At 53.8% G+C, this 19,220-nt stretch carries 17 protein-coding genes; 9 read left to right on the forward strand and 8 right to left on the reverse strand.

The genetic code is table 11. The features are described from left to right. Positions 1-3 precede the first annotated feature (3 nt). The 8 genes from FDX24_RS22630 (at position 4) to folA (ending at position 7,546) form a co-directional block, all read left to right on the forward strand. A complete protein-coding gene (locus tag FDX24_RS22630; RefSeq protein WP_137364976.1) occupies positions 4-945 on the forward strand; it encodes an electron transfer flavoprotein subunit alpha/FixB family protein in 942 nt (313 codons plus the stop codon). Between the two features lie 48 nt (positions 946-993). Beyond that, positions 994-2,280: an FAD-dependent oxidoreductase gene (locus FDX24_RS22635; RefSeq protein WP_103768428.1), complete on the forward strand. Its 1,287-nt coding sequence runs from the start codon at positions 994-996 to the stop codon at positions 2,278-2,280. Further along, positions 2,277-2,564 carry a ferredoxin-like protein FixX gene (fixX, locus tag FDX24_RS22640; protein WP_000203736.1) on the forward strand — a complete coding sequence of 96 codons (288 nt, stop codon included), beginning with the start codon at positions 2,277-2,279 and terminating at the stop codon, positions 2,562-2,564. Before FDX24_RS22635 ends, fixX begins: the two co-directional genes overlap by 4 nt. Before the next feature lie 147 nt (positions 2,565-2,711). After that, positions 2,712-4,055, forward strand: a complete 1,344-nt coding sequence (locus FDX24_RS22645) for an MFS transporter (RefSeq protein WP_137364977.1) — start codon at positions 2,712-2,714, stop codon at positions 4,053-4,055. A 90-nt stretch (positions 4,056-4,145) separates the two neighbouring features. Next, complete coding sequence (locus tag FDX24_RS22650; RefSeq protein WP_003018880.1) at positions 4,146-4,379, forward strand: YgdI/YgdR family lipoprotein; 234 nt, start codon at positions 4,146-4,148, stop codon at positions 4,377-4,379. 103 nt (positions 4,380-4,482) lie between these two features. Beyond that, complete coding sequence (gene kefF, locus FDX24_RS22655; protein ID WP_048212726.1) at positions 4,483-5,013, forward strand: glutathione-regulated potassium-efflux system oxidoreductase KefF; 531 nt, start codon at positions 4,483-4,485, stop codon at positions 5,011-5,013. Next, entirely contained in the window at positions 5,006-6,868 is a 1,863-nt protein-coding gene (gene kefC / locus FDX24_RS22660) for a glutathione-regulated potassium-efflux system protein KefC (RefSeq protein ID WP_048212725.1), read from the forward strand. Before kefF ends, kefC begins: the two co-directional genes overlap by 8 nt. Positions 6,869-7,066: 198 nt before the next feature. Next, positions 7,067-7,546, forward strand: a complete 480-nt coding sequence (folA, locus tag FDX24_RS22665; protein ID WP_003018873.1) for a type 3 dihydrofolate reductase — start codon at positions 7,067-7,069, stop codon at positions 7,544-7,546. 110 nt (positions 7,547-7,656) lie between these two features. Here the strand turns inward: folA and apaH are convergent, their stop codons facing one another. Genes apaH through lptD form a run of 6 tightly spaced genes read right to left on the reverse strand, consistent with a single transcriptional unit; the run spans position 7,657 to position 14,403 of the window. Continuing rightward, positions 7,657-8,505 carry a bis(5'-nucleosyl)-tetraphosphatase (symmetrical) ApaH gene (gene apaH, locus FDX24_RS22670; RefSeq protein ID WP_137364978.1) on the reverse strand — a complete coding sequence of 283 codons (849 nt, stop codon included), beginning with the start codon at positions 8,503-8,505 and terminating at the stop codon, positions 7,657-7,659. A gap of 10 nt (positions 8,506-8,515) precedes the next feature. Continuing rightward, a complete protein-coding gene (gene apaG, locus FDX24_RS22675; RefSeq protein WP_003018867.1) occupies positions 8,516-8,893 on the reverse strand; it encodes a Co2+/Mg2+ efflux protein ApaG in 378 nt (125 codons plus the stop codon). A gap of 2 nt (positions 8,894-8,895) precedes the next feature. Then, positions 8,896-9,717, reverse strand: a complete 822-nt coding sequence (gene rsmA, locus FDX24_RS22680) for a 16S rRNA (adenine(1518)-N(6)/adenine(1519)-N(6))-dimethyltransferase RsmA (protein ID WP_048212723.1) — start codon at positions 9,715-9,717, stop codon at positions 8,896-8,898. Then, positions 9,710-10,702, reverse strand: a complete 993-nt coding sequence (gene pdxA, locus FDX24_RS22685) for a 4-hydroxythreonine-4-phosphate dehydrogenase PdxA (RefSeq protein ID WP_121584186.1) — start codon at positions 10,700-10,702, stop codon at positions 9,710-9,712. Before pdxA ends, rsmA begins: the two co-directional genes overlap by 8 nt. After that, a complete protein-coding gene (gene surA, locus FDX24_RS22690) occupies positions 10,702-11,988 on the reverse strand; it encodes a peptidylprolyl isomerase SurA (protein ID WP_048212721.1) in 1,287 nt (428 codons plus the stop codon). Before surA ends, pdxA begins: the two co-directional genes overlap by 1 nt. Before the next feature lie 54 nt (positions 11,989-12,042). Further along, positions 12,043-14,403: an LPS assembly protein LptD gene (lptD, locus tag FDX24_RS22695; RefSeq protein ID WP_137364979.1), complete on the reverse strand. Its 2,361-nt coding sequence runs from the start codon at positions 14,401-14,403 to the stop codon at positions 12,043-12,045. 254 nt (positions 14,404-14,657) lie between these two features. Between lptD and djlA the strand changes: the two genes are divergently transcribed. Further along, positions 14,658-15,473, forward strand: coding sequence for a co-chaperone DjlA (djlA, locus tag FDX24_RS22700; RefSeq protein ID WP_005124510.1), 816 nt, complete (start codon positions 14,658-14,660; stop codon positions 15,471-15,473). Between the two features lie 96 nt (positions 15,474-15,569). On the opposite strand, the gene rluA is transcribed toward djlA, so the two are convergent. Both rluA and rapA read right to left on the reverse strand, forming a co-directional pair. After that, on the reverse strand, positions 15,570-16,229 hold the full coding sequence (gene rluA / locus FDX24_RS22705) for a bifunctional tRNA pseudouridine(32) synthase/23S rRNA pseudouridine(746) synthase RluA (protein ID WP_137364980.1): 660 nt from the start codon (positions 16,227-16,229) through the stop codon (positions 15,570-15,572). 11 nt (positions 16,230-16,240) lie between these two features. Then, the gene (gene rapA, locus FDX24_RS22710) at positions 16,241-19,147 is read right to left on the reverse strand and encodes an RNA polymerase-associated protein RapA (protein WP_137364981.1); all 2,907 of its coding nucleotides are present in this window, start codon (positions 19,145-19,147) and stop codon (positions 16,241-16,243) included. Positions 19,148-19,220 lie beyond the last annotated feature (73 nt).

Raw genomic sequence — 19,220 nt, forward strand, 5'->3', positions numbered from 1 at the left:
GTTATGAACAAATTTTCCAGTGTCTGGGTATTCAGCGATACCCCTTCTCGTCTGCCGGAACTGATGAAAGGTGCGCAGGCTTTAGGTGAAAAAGTTAACACGTTTGTGCTCAGCGATGCGGACAGCGCAACGGCATGTCATTTAGGCGCGGATCATGTCTGGCTGCTCAGTGGCAAACCAGAAGACCGTATGGTTGAAGAGTACGCCGATGTGATGGCTCAGACCATTCGTCAGCATAGCGAGGGCGGCGCAGTGCTGCTGCCGAATACGCGTCGCGGCAAGCTGTTAGCGGCAAAACTGGGTTTTCGCTTGTCGGCAGCCGTTTCAAACGACGCCAGCGCAGTCGCGGTGCAGGATGGAAAAGCGGCGGTCAAACATATGGTTTACGGCGGCCTGGCGATAGGGGCAGAAACCATCGCTTCGCCGTTTGCCGTGGTAACTCTCAGTAGCGGAACGTTTGACGCGCAGCAACCGGATACTAACCGCCGCGGCGAGATGCATACCGTACAGTGGCAGGATCCGTCCGTTGCCGTGACCCGTACGGCAACTCAGGCGCGTCAGAGCAACAGCGTCGATCTCGACAAAGCCCGTCTGGTGGTCAGCGTGGGACGCGGTATTGGTAGCAAAGAAAATATCTCGCTGGCAGAAGCGCTGTGCCAGACGATTGGCGCTGAGTTGGCCTGTTCCCGTCCGGTGGCGGAAAACGAGAAGTGGATGGAGCACGAACGCTACGTCGGCATTTCCAACCTGATGCTCAAGCCTGAACTGTATTTGGCGGTGGGGATCTCCGGGCAGATCCAACATATGGTCGGCGCCAACGGCGCACAGACGATTTTCGCCATCAACAAAGACAAAAATGCGCCGATTTTCCAGTATGCGGATTACGGCATCGTTGGCGATGCGCTGAAGATCCTGCCTGCGCTGACGGCTGCCTTAGCGCGTTAAACCATTCGGGCAGGATGCGAAGGTATCCTGCCGCTGACAGGAGTATGTATGTCCGAAGATATCTTTGATGCCATCATCGTGGGTGCAGGTCTGGCTGGTTCGGTTGCGGCGCTGGTGCTGGCTCGGGAAGGTGCACAGGTGCTGGTTATCGAGCGCGGCAATTCTGCTGGCGCGAAGAATGTCACCGGTGGGCGCATGTATGCGCATAGCCTGGAGCGCATCATTCCCGGTTTTGCTGAGCAGGCCCCCATTGAACGCATAATCACCCACGAAAAGCTCGCCTTTATGACCGACAAAGGGGCGATGACCATCGACTATTGCAATGGTGAAGAGGCCGCATCGTCGCAGGTTTCTTATTCCGTCTTACGTAGCAAATTTGACGCCTGGCTGATGGAGCAGGCCGAGGAGGCGGGCGCCCAGCTTATCACCGGTATTCGTGTGGATAACGTTGTGCAGCGCGAGGGTAAAGTCGTGGGAGTGGAAGCCGACGGCGATATTCTGGAAGCCAAAGTGGTGATCCTCGCCGACGGGGTGAATTCTTTGTTGGCAGAAAAACTGGGCATGGCAAAGCGCGTTGAAGCATCGCATGTTGCTGTCGGCGTAAAAGAGCTGATCGAATTGCCCAAATCGGTGATTGAAGATCGTTTCCAGTTACAGGGGAACGAAGGTGCAGCCTGCCTGTTTGCCGGTTCGCCAACTGATGGGTTGATGGGCGGTGGCTTCCTGTATACGAATGAAACAACCCTTTCTCTGGGACTGGTCTGCGGCCTTCATCACCTGAAAGACGCGAAAAAATCGGTCCCGCAAATGCTGGAAGATTTCAAACAGCATCCGGCGGTTGCCCCGCTGATCGCCGGTGGCAAGCTGGTGGAATATGCCGCGCATGTTGTTCCGGAAGCCGGTATCAATATGCAGCCTGAACTGGTGGGGGACGGAGTGCTGATTGCCGGTGATGCTGCCGGAATGTGTATGAACCTCGGCTTTACCATCCGTGGTATGGATCTCGCCATATCCGCTGGCGAAGCGGCGGCGAAAACGGTGCTTTCAGCGATGAAGCGCGACGACTTTAGCAAGCAGTCGCTGGGTGAATATCGTCAGCATCTGGACGATGGCCCGATGCGCGATATGCGTATGTACCAGAAGCTTCCTGCTTTTCTTGATAACCCGCGCATGTTTACCGCCTATCCCGAAATGGCGGTCAGTATCGCACGCGACCTGTTCACCGTAGATGGCTCTGCCCCGGTGCCAATGCGTAAAAAAATCCTGCGCCATGCGAAGAAAGTGGGCTTCATCAACCTGATGAAAGATGGCCTGAAAGGAGTGACCGTATTATGACATCTCCCGTCAATGTGGACGTCAAACTGGGCGTCAATAAGTTCAATGTCGATGAAGACAGCCCGCATATCATTCTCAAAACCGATCCTGATAAACAGGCGCTGGAAGTGCTGATTAAGGCCTGTCCAGCAGGGCTGTATAAAAAACAGGACGACGGCAGCGTACGGTTTGATTACGCCGGATGCCTGGAGTGCGGAACGTGCCGCATTCTCGGGCTTGATACAGCGCTGGAAAAGTGGGAATACCCGCGTGGGACATTTGGTGTGGAGTTTCGCTACGGTTAATAAGTATGAGGTTGTACACCCGTAGGCTGGATAAGACGCGGTAGCGTCGCCATCCGGCAATCATGTGACGCCAGTGCCGGATGGGGGCGTAAACGCCTTATCCGGCCTACAGATGACGCTTTGCCCGTGTTGAAACAGGAAGTCGCTATGCAGCAGCCCAGGAACTTTGATGACATCAAATTTACCTCTATTCACCGCCGGATAATGCTGTGGGGAAGCGGTGGGCCATTTCTGGATGGTTATGTGCTGGTGATGATTGGCGTGGCGCTGGAACAGCTCACGCCAGCATTGAAACTGGACGCACAGTGGATTGGTCTGCTGGGCGCCGGCACGCTCGCCGGTCTGTTTGTGGGGACGTCGCTGTTTGGCTACATTTCCGATAAGGTCGGGCGGCGCAAAATGTTCATCATCGATATTATCGCCATTGGCGTGATATCGGCAGCAACCATGTTTGTTTCCTCGCCCGTTGAACTGTTGGTGATGCGCGTGCTGATCGGCATTGTGATTGGTGCCGATTACCCGATTGCAACCTCGATGATTACCGAGTTCTCCAATACTCGTCAGCGCGCTTTCTCCATCGGTTTTATCGCCGCGATGTGGTATGTCGGCGCCACCTGTGCCGATCTGGTCGGTTACTGGCTGTATGATGTTGAAGGAGGATGGCGCTGGATGCTGGGCAGCGCGGTGATCCCCTGTATTTTGATCCTGATTGGGCGCTTCGATCTTCCTGAATCGCCGCGCTGGCTGCTGCGTAAAGGTCGGGTGAAAGAGTGTGAAGCGATGATGATCAAACTGTTCGGCGAACCGGTGGTATTCGATGAAGAAGCACCGCAGGAGACGCGTTTTCTCCAGCTGTTTAACCGCCGTCATTTCCCGTTTGTCCTGTTTGTTGCCGCCATCTGGACCTGTCAGGTGATCCCGATGTTCGCCATTTATACCTTTGGTCCGCAGATTGTTGGACTGTTGGGGCTTGGTGCCGGGAAAAGCGCCGCGTTGGGCAATGTGGTGATAAGCCTGTGCTTTATGCTGGGGTGCATTCCGCCCATGTTCTGGCTCAATAGCGCGGGCCGCCGACCGTTGTTGATTGGCAGCTTTATTATGATGACGCTGGCGCTGGCTGTGCTGGGGTTAATTCCTGATATGGGGGCGTGGCTGGTGGTGCTGGCGTTTGCGGTGTACGCGTTTTTCTCGGGGGGACCGGGAAACCTGCAGTGGCTATACCCTAACGAACTGTTCCCCACCGATATTCGTGCCTCTGCCGTCGGGGTGATTATGTCCTTAAGCCGTATCGGTACTATTGTTTCAACCTGGGCGCTGCCGGTATTCATCACCAAATACGGTATCAGCAATGTCATGCTGATGGGCGCAGGAATTTCGCTGATTGGCCTGCTTGTGTCCATCGCTTTCGCCCCGGAAACGCGAGGTCTGACGCTGACGCAAACCAGTCAAATGACGATTCGCAGTAAGCCCGTGACCAGGGCGGGCTATTAGGAGTGTTCTGTATTTTCCCTGCAACTCAGTTAGTTAGCCTACAGTTAACGGGTATATCACTGAAAACAACTGAAAAGCAGGGAGAACACCATGCAAAAACATATTCTGATCACCTCAATTTTTACCGCCGCAGCACTGTTTACCGTGGCCGGTTGTTCCTCAAACCAGGCGGTTAAAACCACCGATGGCAAAACAATCGTCACTGACGGCAAACCGCAGGTTGATGATGATACCGGCCTGGTGTCGTACAAAAACGCGCAAACAGGCAAGACGGAACAAATTAACCGCGATCAGGTTAAGGATATGAGCGAACTGGATAACTAGTTCAGTTTTCTCCATTCAGCCACTCAATAATATTGACTGTTAGCCTGTGGATTAAGTGACTAAACTCACTGTTATTACAATAATGCAGTGATACAGGCTAATCATGATTCTCATCATTTATGCGCATCCCTATCCGCAGCATTCGCATGCGAATAAGCGGATGCTTGAGCAGGTAAGGACACTGGAAGGGGTGGAGGTTCGTTCGCTCTATGAACTCTATCCCGATTTCAATATCGATATCGCCGCAGAACAGGACGCGCTGTCACGTGCGAGCCTGATTATCTGGCAACATCCCATGCAATGGTACAGCACTCCTCCGTTACTCAAATTGTGGATGGATAAGGTCCTCTCCCACGGCTGGGCGTATGGTCACGGCGGTACCGCGCTGCATGGCAAACACCTGATGTGGGCAGTAACCACCGGTGGCGGTGAAAACCACTTTGATATCGGTTCCCACCCCGGGTTTGACGTGCTTTCCCAGCCTTTACAGGCGACGGCGTTATATTGCGGACTCAAATGGCTGCCGCCGTTTGCGATGCACTGTACGTTTATCTGTGATGACGAAACGCTGCAGGCGCAGGCGCGTCACTACAAACAGCGTCTGATGGAATGGCAGGAGGAACACCATGGATAGCCATACGCTGATACAGGCGCTGATTTATCTCGGATCGGCGGCGCTGATAGTCCCCATTGCCGTGCGGCTGGGGTTAGGGTCGGTGCTGGGCTATCTCATTGCCGGGTGCATTATCGGACCATGGGGTTTGAGGCTGGTGACGGACGCCGAATCCATCCTGCATTTTGCCGAGATCGGCGTGGTGCTGATGCTGTTTGTCATTGGTCTGGAGCTGGATCCACAGCGTTTGTGGAAGCTGCGGGCCTCGGTGTTCGGCGGCGGTGCGCTACAGATGGTGGTTTGCGGCGGCTTAATTGGTTTGTTCTGTATGTTCCTTGGCCTGCGCTGGCAGGTAGCGGAACTGATCGGCATGACGCTGGCGCTTTCCTCAACGGCCATCGCTATGCAGGCAATGAATGAACGCAACCTGATGGTTTCGCAAATGGGCCGTAGCGCGTTTGCCGTGCTGCTGTTCCAGGATATCGCCGCTATTCCATTGGTGGCGATGATCCCGTTACTGGCGGCGAGCGGTGCATCGACCACGCTTGGGGCATTTGCATTGTCCGCCCTTAAGGTCGCGGGCGCGCTGGTGCTGGTGGTGCTGTTAGGGCGTTATGTCACACGTCCGGCCTTGCGTTTTGTTGCGCGTTCGGGCCTGCGGGAAGTATTCAGCGCCGTCGCGCTGTTCCTCGTTTTCGGTTTTGGTCTGCTCCTGGAAGAGGTTGGCCTGTCGATGGCGATGGGGGCGTTTCTGGCTGGCGTGCTGCTGGCGAGCTCTGAGTATCGCCACGCGCTGGAAAGTGATATTGAGCCGTTTAAGGGGCTGCTGCTGGGGCTGTTCTTCATCGGCGTGGGGATGTCTATCGACTTCGGTACGCTGATTGATAATCCTTTGCGTATTATCATTCTGCTGGTTGGTTTCCTGGTGATTAAAACCGTCATGCTGTGGCTGATAGCGAAACCCTTACAGGTGCCGAACAAGCAGCGTCGCTGGTTTGCCGTATTACTTGGGCAGGGCAGTGAGTTTGCCTTCGTGGTGTTTGGCGCGGCGCAAATGGCAAACGTGCTTGACCCTGATTGGGCGAAATCGCTGACGCTGGCGGTCGCGCTGTCGATGGCGGCGACGCCGATTTTACTGGTGATTCTTACGCGTCTGGAAAAATCGGCGACCGGTGAAGCGCGGGAAGCGGATGAAATCGATGAGGAGCAACCGCGGGTGATCATCGCTGGATTTGGGCGATTTGGCCAGATAACCGGTCGTCTGTTGTTGTCGAGCGGGGTCAAAATGGTGGTTCTTGATCATGACCCGGACCATATCGAAACGCTGCGTAAATTCGGCATGAAGGTTTTCTATGGCGATGCGACCCGGATGGATCTGCTGGAGTCAGCCGGAGCAGCCAAAGCGGAAGTGATCATTAATGCCATTGACGATCCGCAAACCAGCCTGCAACTGACCGAAATGGTGAAAGAACATTTCCCGCATCTACAAATTATTGCCCGTGCGCGCGACGTGGATCATTACATCCGTCTACGCCAGGCAGGCGTGGATATGCCGGAACGCGAAACCTTTGAAGGTGCACTGAAGACCGGACGTCTGGCGTTGGAGGGGCTCGGGCTTGGGCGCTATGAAGCGCGTGAGCGGGCCGATGTCTTCCGGCGCTTCAATATATTGATGGTTGAGGAGATGGTGAAAGGTGAAGATGACGCGATTTCGCGTGCGGCTGTTTATAAGCGCACCAGCGCAATGCTGAGTGAAATTATTGCGGAAGATCGTCAGCACTTATCGTTAATTCAACGCCATGGCTGGCAAGGCACGGATGAAGGTAAGCATACGGGCGACGTCGCCGATGAGCCGGAAGTGAAACCGTCAGCATAGGGTAAAAAATGTGATGTTCTGCAAACTTTACTGCTAATTGGCTGTTTTTGAACTACTGTAATGCTGGCGTACCACCTTAAATAGGTCGGTTCGCCAGCAGAACGGAAAATTTTCCTGTTCATCCTCTTTCCGCCAGTCGACGAAAGATTGCGCTTTCCGTATAGTGGCGACAATTTTTTTGTATCCGGGAAATATTCAATGATCAGTCTGATTGCGGCGTTAGCGGTAGATCGCGTCATCGGTATGGAGAACGCCATGCCGTGGAACCTCCCTGCCGATCTCGCCTGGTTTAAACGTAATACCTTAAACAAGCCGGTTGTCATGGGACGCCACACCTGGGAATCCATCGGGCGACCGTTACCTGGGCGTAAAAATATCGTCATCAGCAGCAAGCCTGGCACCGACGATCGTGTGCAGTGGGTGAAGTCTGTTGATGAAGCCATTGCGGCCTGCGGTGATGAACCAGAGATTATGGTGATTGGCGGTGGGCGCGTGTATGAGCAGTTCCTGCCAAAAGCGCAGAAGCTGTATCTGACGCACATTGATGCTGAAGTCGAAGGGGATACGCATTTCCCGGACTACGAACCGGATGACTGGGAGTCTGTTTTCAGTGAGTTCCATGATGCCGACGCGCAAAACTCTCACAGCTACTGCTTCGAGATTCTGGAGCGTCGTTAATCCTGTAAGTGCCGGATGGCTGCGAAACGCCTTATCCGGCCTACTCTTGTGCCAGATGTAAGCCTGATAAGCGTAGCGTCATCAGGCATAAACCTCTCAGCAGACGACTATCAGGCGTTGACCGCTTCGCCAGGATCCAGATTCAGATGGCGATTTGATGGCTGCACAAAGTACTGTTTGTCTTCCCAGCGCAGACAGGTGAGATCGCCTCCCCAGCAACACCCCGTATCCAGCGCGTAAATACCTTCTGGCGTGCCTTTACCCTCCAGCGATGCCCAGTGCCCGAATGCAATGTTGTACGCTTCACTGACAGGGCCAGGAATGGCAAACCACGGCTTCAGCGGGGCAGGTGCGTCTTCTGGTGACTCTTTGCTGTACATATCCAGTTGACCGTTGGGGAAGCAGTAACGCATGCGGGTAAACGCGTTGGTAATAAAACGCAGGCGCGCCAGCCCCGTCAGCTCCGGGGTCCAGTTGTTCGGCATGTCGCCATACATCGCATCAAGAAAAAACGGATACGAGTCGCTCGACAGCACGGCTTCTACGTCCCGTGCGCAGTCTTTCGCGGTCTGCAAATCCCATTGAGGGGTAATGCCAGCGTGCGCCATGACCAGTTTTTTCTCTTCGTCTACCTGCAGCAGCGGCTGACGACGAAGCCAGTTGATTAATTCGTCAGCATCCGGCGCTTCGAGCAGCGATGTGACTCTGTCTTTTGGTTTATTACGACTGATGCCGGCAAACACGGCCAGCAGGTGTAAATCGTGATTACCCAATACTAACCGCACGCTGTCGCCCAGTGATTTCACGTAGCGCAAAACGTCCAGCGAACCCGGCCCACGCGCGACCAAATCGCCGGTGAGCCATAGGGTGTCTTTTCCAGGGGTAAAGTCTACCTGATGCAGCAAGGCTACCAGTTCATCGTAACAACCGTGAACGTCGCCAATAAGGTATGTCGCCATAGAAATTGTTTTAATGAATGAGTGTTGGAACGGCAAGTCGGAATACGGGAATATCGATAGTAAAGGCGATGCCCTGCTCATCGATCATTTCGTAATGACCCTGCATGGTGCCCAGCGGCGTTTCAATAACGGCGCCGCTGGTGTACTGGTACTCTTCGCCAGGTTCGATATGGGGCTGAACGCCAACCACACCTTCACCCTGAACTTCGGTTTCGCGCCCATGACCATTGGTTATCAACCAATAACGCCCCAACAGCTGCACTGGCGCTCGCCCCAAATTGCGGATAGTCACGGTATAAGCAAAAACGTAACGTTCATCATCAGGTGAGGATTGCGCCTCAATGTAGACGCTTTGTACCTGAATACACACTCGGGGCGAATTGATCATGCTTAACTCTCCTTCGAAGGCGCGTTTTCTGACAGATAGTTAGCCATCCGGCAGTATTGCGCGACAGAGATATTTTCCGCTCGCATTGCCGGGTCAATGCCCAACTCTGTCAGCACTTCAACGCTGAACAGATTACCGAGGCTGTTACGTACCGTTTTACGGCGCTGATTAAACGCTTCGGTGGTAATGCGGCTCAGGACGCGAACATCTTTAACCGGGTACGGCATCGTCGCGTGAGGGACCAGGCGTACAACGGCGGAATCTACTTTCGGTGCTGGTGTGAAAGCCGACGGTGGAACTTCGAGCACCGGGATCACATTGCAGTAATATTGCGCCATGACACTTAATCGACCATACGCTTTACTGTTTGGCCCTGCAACCAGACGATTGACCACCTCTTTTTGCAACATGAAATGCATGTCGGCAATGGCATCAGTATAGGTAAAAAGATGGAACATCAGCGGCGTGGAGATGTTGTACGGCAGGTTGCCAAATACGCGCAGCGGCTGACCCATCGTTTGTGAAAGCTCACCGAAGTTCATGGTCATGGCATCTTGCTGATAAATAGTCAGCTTCGGCCCTAAAAACGGGTGCGTTTGCAGGCGCGCGGCGAGATCGCGGTCCAACTCAATGACCGTGAGCTTGTCCAGACGTTCGCCTACAGGTTCGGTCAATGCAGCCAGGCCCGGGCCGATTTCGACCATGGCCTGACCTTTCTGCGGGTTGATAGCAGAGACAATACTTTCGATCACAAACTGATCGTTGAGGAAGTTTTGCCCGAAACGTTTACGGGCTAAATGGCCCTGATGGACTCGATTATTCATTGGTATTAACAATCATTTTGATGGCGAGATTAAGCGCCGTAATAAAACTGCCGACATCTGCTTGTCCACGTCCCGCAAGTTCAAGCGCGGTACCGTGATCGACGGATGTGCGAATAAAGGGCAGGCCCAGCGTGATATTCACACCGCGACCAAATCCCTGGTATTTTAGCACGGGGAGGCCCTGATCGTGGTACATTGCCAGCACGGCATCCGCGTGGTCGAGATATTTAGGCTGAAACAGCGTATCTGCGGGCAGTGGACCGTTTAATTTCATCCCCTGCGCACGCAGTTCATCCAGTACCGGGATGATGGTGTCTATCTCTTCCGTTCCCATATGACCGCCTTCACCGGCATGCGGGTTAAGGCCGCACACCAGAATACGCGGATCGTTCAGGCCAAACTTAGTGCGTAGATCATGATGCAGAATACCGATTACTTCTCGCAATAATGCCGGGGTAATGGCTTCAGCAACGGCTTTAAGCGGCAGATGTGTGGTCGCCAGGGCAACACGCAGCTCTTCGGTTGCCAGCATCATGACAACCTTCTTCGCCTGTGAACGCTCTTCAAAAAACTCGGTATGCCCGGTAAACGGGACGCCAGCGTCATTGATGACGCCCTTGTGAACCGGACCGGTAATCAGCGCCGCAAACTCACCTTGCAGACAACCATCGCAGGCGCGAGCCAGCGTGTCGACTACATATTGCCCATTCTCTACCGCCAGTTGGCCCGCGACGACAGGCGCGCGCAACGCAACCGGCAATAGCGTCAGCGTACCCGCTGATTGTGGTTGGGCTGGGATATCTGGAGAGTAGGGAAGGAGCGAGAGCGGTAAACCGAGCATGGCTGCCCGGTCACGGAGTAGCGTGGCATCAGCACAAACAACGAGTTCTACCGGCCACTCGCGCTGTGCAAGCTGGATCACAAGGTCCGGACCAATCCCGGCAGGTTCGCCGGGAGTGATCACAACACGTTGAATTTGAGTCATTAGTTGCTCAGAATTTTAACGTACGCACTGGCGCGCTGTTCCTGCATCCAGGTCGCTGCTTCTTCCGAGAATTTACGGTTCATCAGCATGCGATAAGCTCTGTCTTTCTGTGCCGCGTCAGTTTTATCAACATTACGCGTATCCAGCAGCTCGATAAGATGCCAGCCGAATGAGGAGTGCACCGGGGTGCTCATCTGGCCTTTATGAAGTTTAGTCAGCGCATCGCGGAAAGCCGGATCGAAAATATCGGCTGCAGCCCAACCCAGGTCACCGCCCTGGTTGGCAGACCCCGGATCCTGAGAAAACTCTTTAGCCGCTGCCGCAAAGGTGGTTTTACCGCTCTTAATATCTGCCGCGATTTGTTCCAGTTTCAGACGCGCCTGTTGATCGGTCATGATCGGCGACGGTTTCAGCAGAATATGGCGGGCATGAACTTCAGTCACGGAGATGCTCTGGCTTTGACCACGCATGTCGTTGACTTTCAGGATATGGAAGCCGACACCAGAGCGAATTGGGCCAATGATATCGCCTTTTTTCGCGGTGCTTAACGCCTGGGCGAAGATGCCCGGCAGTTCCTGAATGCGTCCCCAACCCATCTGGCCGCCTTTCAGCGCCTGCTGATCGGCAGAATAAGTGATGGCCAGTTTGCCGAAATCGCTACCATTACGTGCTTCATCAACCACTGAACGCGCCTGACTTTCCGCTTCGTTTACCTGATCGGAAGTTGGGTTTTCCGGCAGTGGGATCAGAATGTGGCTCAGGTTCAGTTCGGTGCTGGCATCATTTTGGTTGCCGACCTGCTGCGCCAGGGCATCAACTTCCTGTGGCAGGATCGTGACGCGACGGCGAACTTCATTATTACGCACTTCAGAGATGGTCATCTCTTTACGGATCTGGTTGCGATAGGTCGAATAACTCAGACCATCCTGAGCCAGACGGCTGCGCATTTGATCCAGCGTCATATTGTTCTGCTTGGCAATATTGGCGATGGCCTGATCTAACTGTTCATCAGAGATTTTTACGCCCATCTTCTGACCCATCTGCAGAACGATTTGATCCATGATCAAACGCTCCAGGATCTGATGACGCAGCGTGGCATCGTCCGGTAATTGCTGACCTGCCTGACCCGCATTCAGTTTTACTGACTGCATTAAGCCATCGACGTCGCTTTCCAGAACGACGCCGTTATTGACGACGGCTGCGACTTTATCGACTACCTGTGGGGCAGCGAAACTGGTATTCGCGACCATGGCGATACCGAGAAGCAGCGTTTTCCAGTTCTTCATACTTTTTCCATTATCAATTAACCGCAATGCGGATTACGTTGTAAATCAATCAGATCATAAAGAGCTTTGATACGGCAAAATGTTCGAACGCAGCATCTGGTTGGTGCCAAGACCATAGTTAGAGCTCAGGCCGCGCAGTTCGATATTAAAGCCGATCGAGTTGTCATATACCGCGTGTTTCTGGGTGTCATCCCAACCATTCAGCTTACGTTCATAGCCGACGCGAATGGCATAACAGCAGGAGTTGTACTGTAAGCCCAGCATGGAATCCGCCACTTTGTTCACATTGGTATCGAAGTAGTAAGCTCCGACGATTGACCAACGCTCAGCGATCGGCACGCTCGCCACTGCACCCACCTGAGAAATCCCGTTTTTATACTGATCTGCCGTAGAGTAATACGACGGCAGTGTTGCCTGGATATATTCCGGGCTGGCATAGCGGTAGTTCAACTGCAGCATGCGGTTTTCGTCGCGACGGTACTCGATGCTGCTGCTGCTGGTGGCGACACTGTCCAGACGCGTGTCGTACTGGATCCCACCGCGTAAACCCCAACGATCGGAGATGCGCCAGTAAGTATCACCTGCCCATACCAATGAACCGGTTTTGTCGTCATTCTCCCATTTTATGTTGTCATCGCCAGTGCGAGACTCGGTGAAATAGTAGATTTGACCCACAGAAATATTAAAACGTTCAACGGCCGCGTCATCATAAACGCGAGATGTGACGCCAGTCGTTACCTGGTTAGCGGAGGCAATACGGTCCAGACCGCCATAGGTACGGTCACGGAACAGGCCACTGTAGTCAGCTTGCAGCAGGGAAGAGTCATAGTTATAGATATGACTTTGGTTGCGATAAGGCACATACAAATACTGCGCACGCGGCTCCAGCGTCTGGGTATAGCCCGGCGCCAGCATTTCCATGTCACGTTCGAATACCAACTTACCGTCGACTTTGAACTGCGGCATGACGCGGTTAGCGGAGTCGTCGAGCTTATTTACGTTATCCTGATTGTTGTTGTACCAGTCCAGATTGGTCTGCTGGTAGTGCGTCGCCATCAGCTTCGCTTCAGTGTTGATACTTCCCCACTGATTGGATAGCGGCAGATTGATGGTCGGCTCAAGGTGAACACGCGTCGCTTCCGGCATGTCGTCATTGGTGTTGACGAAATGCACCGCCTGTCCATAAATACGGGTATCAAATGGACCGACGTCATTCTGATAGAAGTTGACGTCTAACTGTGGTTCTGCGGAATAACTGCTGTTGTTCTGATCGTCAAAAACCTGGAATTTTTTGGTTGAGACCGTCGCATCAAAGTTTTGCACCGCATAGCCGACACTGAATTTCTGTGTCGCATAACCGTCGGTGCTGGAACCGTACTTATTGTCAAAATCATTAAAGTAGCTGGAGTCGCTGACTTTGGTGTAGTCGACGTTGAAACGCCACACCTGGTCCATCACACCGGCGTGTTGCCAGTAAAACAGCCAGCGGCGTGAATTTTCATCATTCGGATGTTCGTCGTCGTAGACCCGGTCGGAATTCAGATAATCGAGTTCCATCAGACCTGCGCCCGCCTGGGTCAGGTAACGGAATTCGTTTTCCCACATAATGCCGCCACGGCGATGCATATAATGCGGCGTAATGGTGGCGTCCATGTTGGGCGCGATATTCCAGTAATACGGCAGGTAGAACTCAAAATAGTTCTTGGTGGAGTATTTTGCGTTCGGGATCAAGAAACCGGAACGGCGTTTATCGCCGACTGGGAGTTGTAAATAGGGGCTGTAAAACACAGGAACCGGGCCCAGCTTAAAACGGGCGTTCCAGATTTCAGCGACCTGTTCTTCACGGTCATGGATCACTTCGCTACCGACGACGCTCCAGGTATTGGAACCCGGAAGACAGGAGGTAAAACTGCCGTTTTCCAGAATGGTATAGCGATTCTCACCGCGCTGTTTCATCAGGTCCGCTTTCCCGCGCCCCTGGCGTCCCACCATCTGGTAGTCACCTTCCCAGACGTTGGTGTCTTTCGTATTCAGGTTTGCCCAACCCTTTGGTCCCTTCAGAATGACCTGGTTGTCATCATAATGGACGTTGCCCAACGCATCGACGGTACGAACGGGAGCGGGTTGACCTTCGGCCTGCTTTTGATGAAGCTGCACTTCATCGGCTTGTAGGCGGCTGTTACCCTGCGCAATATCCACGTTGCCGGTAAACACGGCGTCATCAGGGTAGTTCCCTTTCGCGTGATCGGCATTGATGGTGACAGGTAACTCATTGGTATCGCCCTGCACCAGAGGACGGTTGTAGCTTGGCACGCCCAACATGCACTGTGAGGCGAGATCGGCTGCCAGACCCTGTTGGCTATAAAGGGCGCTGGCAATCATGGTGGCCAGAAGAGTGGGAATACGTTTTTTCATACGTTGTATTTATTGTTCCATCATCAGTAGCGTCGCGCGTGACAAACGGTCACAGCCTAACTTATCTCATCTTCACTGCGCTAGTGTTAATCCTGCCGATTAAGGCTCCGTGGTGTTAGGCACGGCATTGAATGACAGGTATGATAATGCAAATTATAGGCGATGTCCCACAATTGACCGCAGCCGTAAAACGGTAAAAGCACCTTATATTGTGGGACATAGCCTGGCCAAGAGCATAAAGATTTGGGGAATGTATGCAGTATTGGGGAAAGATTATTGGTGTGGCCGTGGCCTTAATGATGGGCGGCGGCTTCTGGGGTGTGGTGTTAGGCCTGTTAGTTGGCCATATGTTCGACAAAGCCCGCATGCGCAAAATGGCGTGGTTCGCCAACCAACGAGAGCGTCAGGCGCTGTTTTTTGCCACCACTTTTGAGGTGATGGGGCATCTGACCAAATCCAAAGGCCGCGTCACGGAAGCCGATATTCATATCGCCAGCCAACTGATGGACCGCATGAATTTGCACGGTGATTCGCGTACGGCCGCGCAGCATGCTTTCCGGGTGGGAAAATCAGACAATTACCCATTACGTGAAAAAATGCGTCAGTTTCGCAGCGTCTGCTTTGGTCGATTCGATCTGATCCGCATGTTCCTGGAGATTCAGATTCAGGCGGCATTTGCCGATGGGTCATTGCACCCTAACGAGCGTGAAGTGCTGTATGTGATTGCTGAAGAGTTGGGGATCTCACGGACCCAATTTGATCAGTTCCTGCGTATGATGCAGGGCGGCGCGCAGTTTGGCGGCGGATATCAGCAGCAGTCCGGCGGCGGTGGCTGGCAGCAGGCGCAACGCGGCCCGACGCTGGAAGACGCCTGCAATGTGCTGGGTGTGAAAGCGACCGATGATGCGACCACCATTAAGCGCGCCTACCGTAAGCTGATGAGCGAGCACCACCCTGACAAGCTGGTTGCGAAAGGCCTGCCGCCAGAAATGATGGAAATGGCGAAGCAAAAAGCGCAGGAAATTCAAAAAGCCTACGAGCTAATTAAAGAGCAGAAAGGCTTTAAATAATCGTTATGCCGGATGGCGGCTAGTGCCTTATCCGGCCTACGTTGATAACTGTAGGCCGGGTAAGCGAAGCGCCCCCGGCATAAATGGGAACTGAATTTAAAAATCCGCCGGGACTTTAAACGTCATACTGTTGCCGTATTCGGGATGGGTGATGGTTAACATCTCTGCATGCAGCAGCAGTCTCGGTGCCATTTCTAGCGCCTCCGGTGGCGCATAGAAGCGATCGCCCAGAATCGGATGCCCTAACGCCAGCATATGCACGCGTAGCTGATGGGAACGTCCGGTAATGGGTTTGAGCACCACCCGGGCGGTGTTATCCGCCGCGTACTCCACCACCTCATACTCAGTTTGCGCTGATTTCCCGGTTTCATAACACACTTTCTGCTTTGGCCGATTCGGCCAGTCGCAAATCAGCGGCAAATCAACCAGTCCCTCGGCAGGTGCGGGATGTCCCCACACCCGTGCCACGTACTGTTTCTTCGGCTCGCGTTCGCGAAACTGGCGTTTTAGCTCACGTTCTGCCGCTTTTGTTAGCGCCACTACAATCACGCCGCTGGTGGCCATATCCAGACGATGTACGGATTCAGCCTGCGGATAGTCGCGCTGAATACGCGTCATCACGCTGTCTTTGTGCTCATCCAGACGACCCGGCACGGACAACAAACCGCTCGGCTTGTTGACCACCATAATATGCTCATCCTGATACAGGATAACCAGCCAGGGTTCCTGCGGTGGATTGTAGTTTTCCATCCCCATGTATGGCTCCGTTACTGATGCGTCACGACGATCAGGCGCAGGGCATCCAGACGCCAGCCAGCCTGATCCAGGCTTTCCATCACCTGCTGACGGTTGCTTTCAATTGTGCTGAGTTCGTCATCACGGATGTTCGGGTTAACGGCACGCAGCGCTTCGAGGCGCGACAGTTCCGCAGTCAGTTTTTCGTCCGCTTCTTTACGCGCCGCGTCGATCAGCGCGCGGGCTGATTTTTCCACCTGTGCTTCACCCAGTTGCAGAATGGCATGAACGTCCTGCTGCACGGCGTTGACCAGTTTACTGCCGGTGTGGCGGTTAACGGCGCTGAGCTGGCGGTTAAAGGTTTCGAATTCAACCTGTGCGGCAAGGTTATTGCCGTTTTTATCCAGCAGCATACGTACCGGCGTTGGCGGCAGGAAGCGGTTCAACTGCAGCTGTTTCGGCGCTTGCGCTTCAACCACATACACCAGCTCAACCAGCAGAGTGCCGACCGGTAATGCTTTGTTTTTCAACAACGAAATGGTGCTGCTACCGGTGTCGCCGGAGAGGATAAGATCCAGACCATTACGGATTAACGGATGCTCCCAGGTAATAAACTGCGCATCTTCACGCGACAAGGCGACATCACGTTCAAACGTAATGGTGCAGCCATCTTCCGGTAATCCTGGGAAATCCGGCACCAGCATATGATCGGACGGGGTCAGCACGATCAGATTGTCGCCACGGTCATCCTGATTAATACCAACGATATCAAACAGATTCATGGCGAAGGCGATCAGGCTGGTATCATCGTCCTGTTCTTCAATACTCTCAGCCAGCGCCAGCGCTTTTTCACCGCCGTTAGAGTGGATCTCCAGCAGACGATCGCGACCTTGCTCCAGCTGTGCTTTCAGCGCGTCATGCTGTTCGCGGCAGGTTTTGATCAGATCGTCAAAGCCATCGGTATTTTCTGGTTCAGCCAGGTAGCCGATCAGATTGTTATAGACCGTGTCGTAGATGGTACGGCCGGTCGGGCAGGTGTGTTCGAACGCATCCAGACCTTCGTGGTACCAGCGCACCAGCACGGATTGCGCGGTTTTTTCCAGGTACGGGACGTGAATCTGAATATCATGCGCCTGACCAATACGGTCCAGACGGCCAATACGCTGTTCCAGCAGGTCCGGGTTAAACGGCAGGTCAAACATCACCAGATTGCTGGCGAACTGGAAGTTACGCCCTTCGGAGCCGATTTCAGAACACAGCATTACCTGAGCGCCGCTATCTTCTTCGCTAAACCAGGCAGCGGCGCGGTCACGCTCAATGATCGACATCCCTTCATGGAACACGGCAGCGCGGATACCTTCGCGCTCGCGCAGCACCTGCTCCAGCTGAAGCGCGGTGGTGGCTTTTGCACAGATAACCAGTACTTTTTGAGAGCGGTGGCTGGTCAGATAGCCCATCAGCCATTCCACGCGCGGGTCAAAGTTCCACCAGGTACCGGTATCGCCTTCGAATTCCTGATAAATCTGTTCCGGGTAGAGCATGTCGCGCGCCCGGTCTTCCGCACTCTTACGCGCGCCCATAATGCCGGAAACTTTAATCGCCGTCTGGTATTGGGTTGGCAGCGGTAGCTTGATGGTATGCAGTTCGCGTTTCGGGAAGCCTTTCACACCATTACGGGTGTTACGGAACAGCACGCGGCTGGTGCCATGGCGGTCCATCAGCATCGAAACCAGCTCCTGACGCGCGCTCTGGGCATCTTCGCTGTCGCTGTTTGCCGCCTGCAATAGCGGCTCAATGTCCTGCTCGCCAATCATGTCGCCTAACATGTTCAGCTCATTGTTGCTCAGTTTGTTGCCAGCCAGCAGCATGGCGACGGCATCGGCGACCGGACGGTAATTTTTCTGTTCTTCAACAAACTGGGCGAAATCGTGGAAGCGGCTTGGGTCCAGCAGGCGCAGGCGCGCAAAGTGGCTTTCCAGGCCCAGTTGTTCCGGCGTTGCGGTCAGCAGCAGGATGCCCGGTACGCGTTCTGCCAGTTGTTCAACGGCCATATATTCACGGCTGGGCGCGTCTTCGCTCCACACCAGGTGATGCGCTTCATCGACAATCAGCAGATCCCATTCGGCGTCACACAGATGCTCCAGGCGCTGTTTACTGCGACGGGCAAAGTCCAGCGAACAGATAACCAACTGTTCGGTTTCAAATGGGTTGTAGGCATCGTGCTGCGCTTCTGCATAACGCTCATCATCAAACAGCGCAAAACGCAGGTTGAAGCGACGCAGCATTTCGACCAGCCACTGGTGCTGTAACGTCTCCGGGACGATAATCAGCACGCGCTCTGCGGCGCCTGACAGTAGCTGTTGATGCAGGATCATCCCGGCTTCAATGGTTTTACCTAAACCCACTTCGTCTGCCAGCAATACGCGAGGGGCATGACGACGGCCGACGTCATGGGCAATGTTGAGCTGGTGGGGGATCAGGCTGGTACGTTGACCACGCAAACCACTCCACGGCATACGGTACTGTTCGCTCTGAAATTTACGTGCGCGATAGCGCAGCGCAAAGCGGTCCATACGGTCAATCTGGCCGGCAAACAGGCGATCCTGTGGTTTGCTGAATACCAGCTTGCTGTCCAGCAGCACTTCACGCAGCGTTACACCGGTTTCTTCGGTATCAAGGCGGGTTCCGATATAGGCAAGCAGGCCGTTTTCTTCTTTTACTTCATCGACATGCAGTTGCCAGCCTTCATGGCTCGTTATCGTATCACCAGGATTGAACATCACGCGGGTCACGGGAGAATCACTGCGCGCATACAGACGGTTTTCACCCGTCGAAGAGAAAAGTAAAGTGACGGTTCGCGCATCCATGGCGACAACGGTACCAAGTCCCAATTCGCTTTCTGTATCGCTGATCCAGCGTTGACCAAGTGTAAAAGGCATATATGTTCGGCTCTATATCTTTAGTTGCAGGCAATACTCACCCTCTGCCAGAGTAAAGTGGCAGCAAGTGTAT

The organism is Citrobacter sp. wls716, assembly GCF_005280975.1.
Lineage (GTDB): Bacteria > Pseudomonadota > Gammaproteobacteria > Enterobacterales > Enterobacteriaceae > Citrobacter > Citrobacter youngae.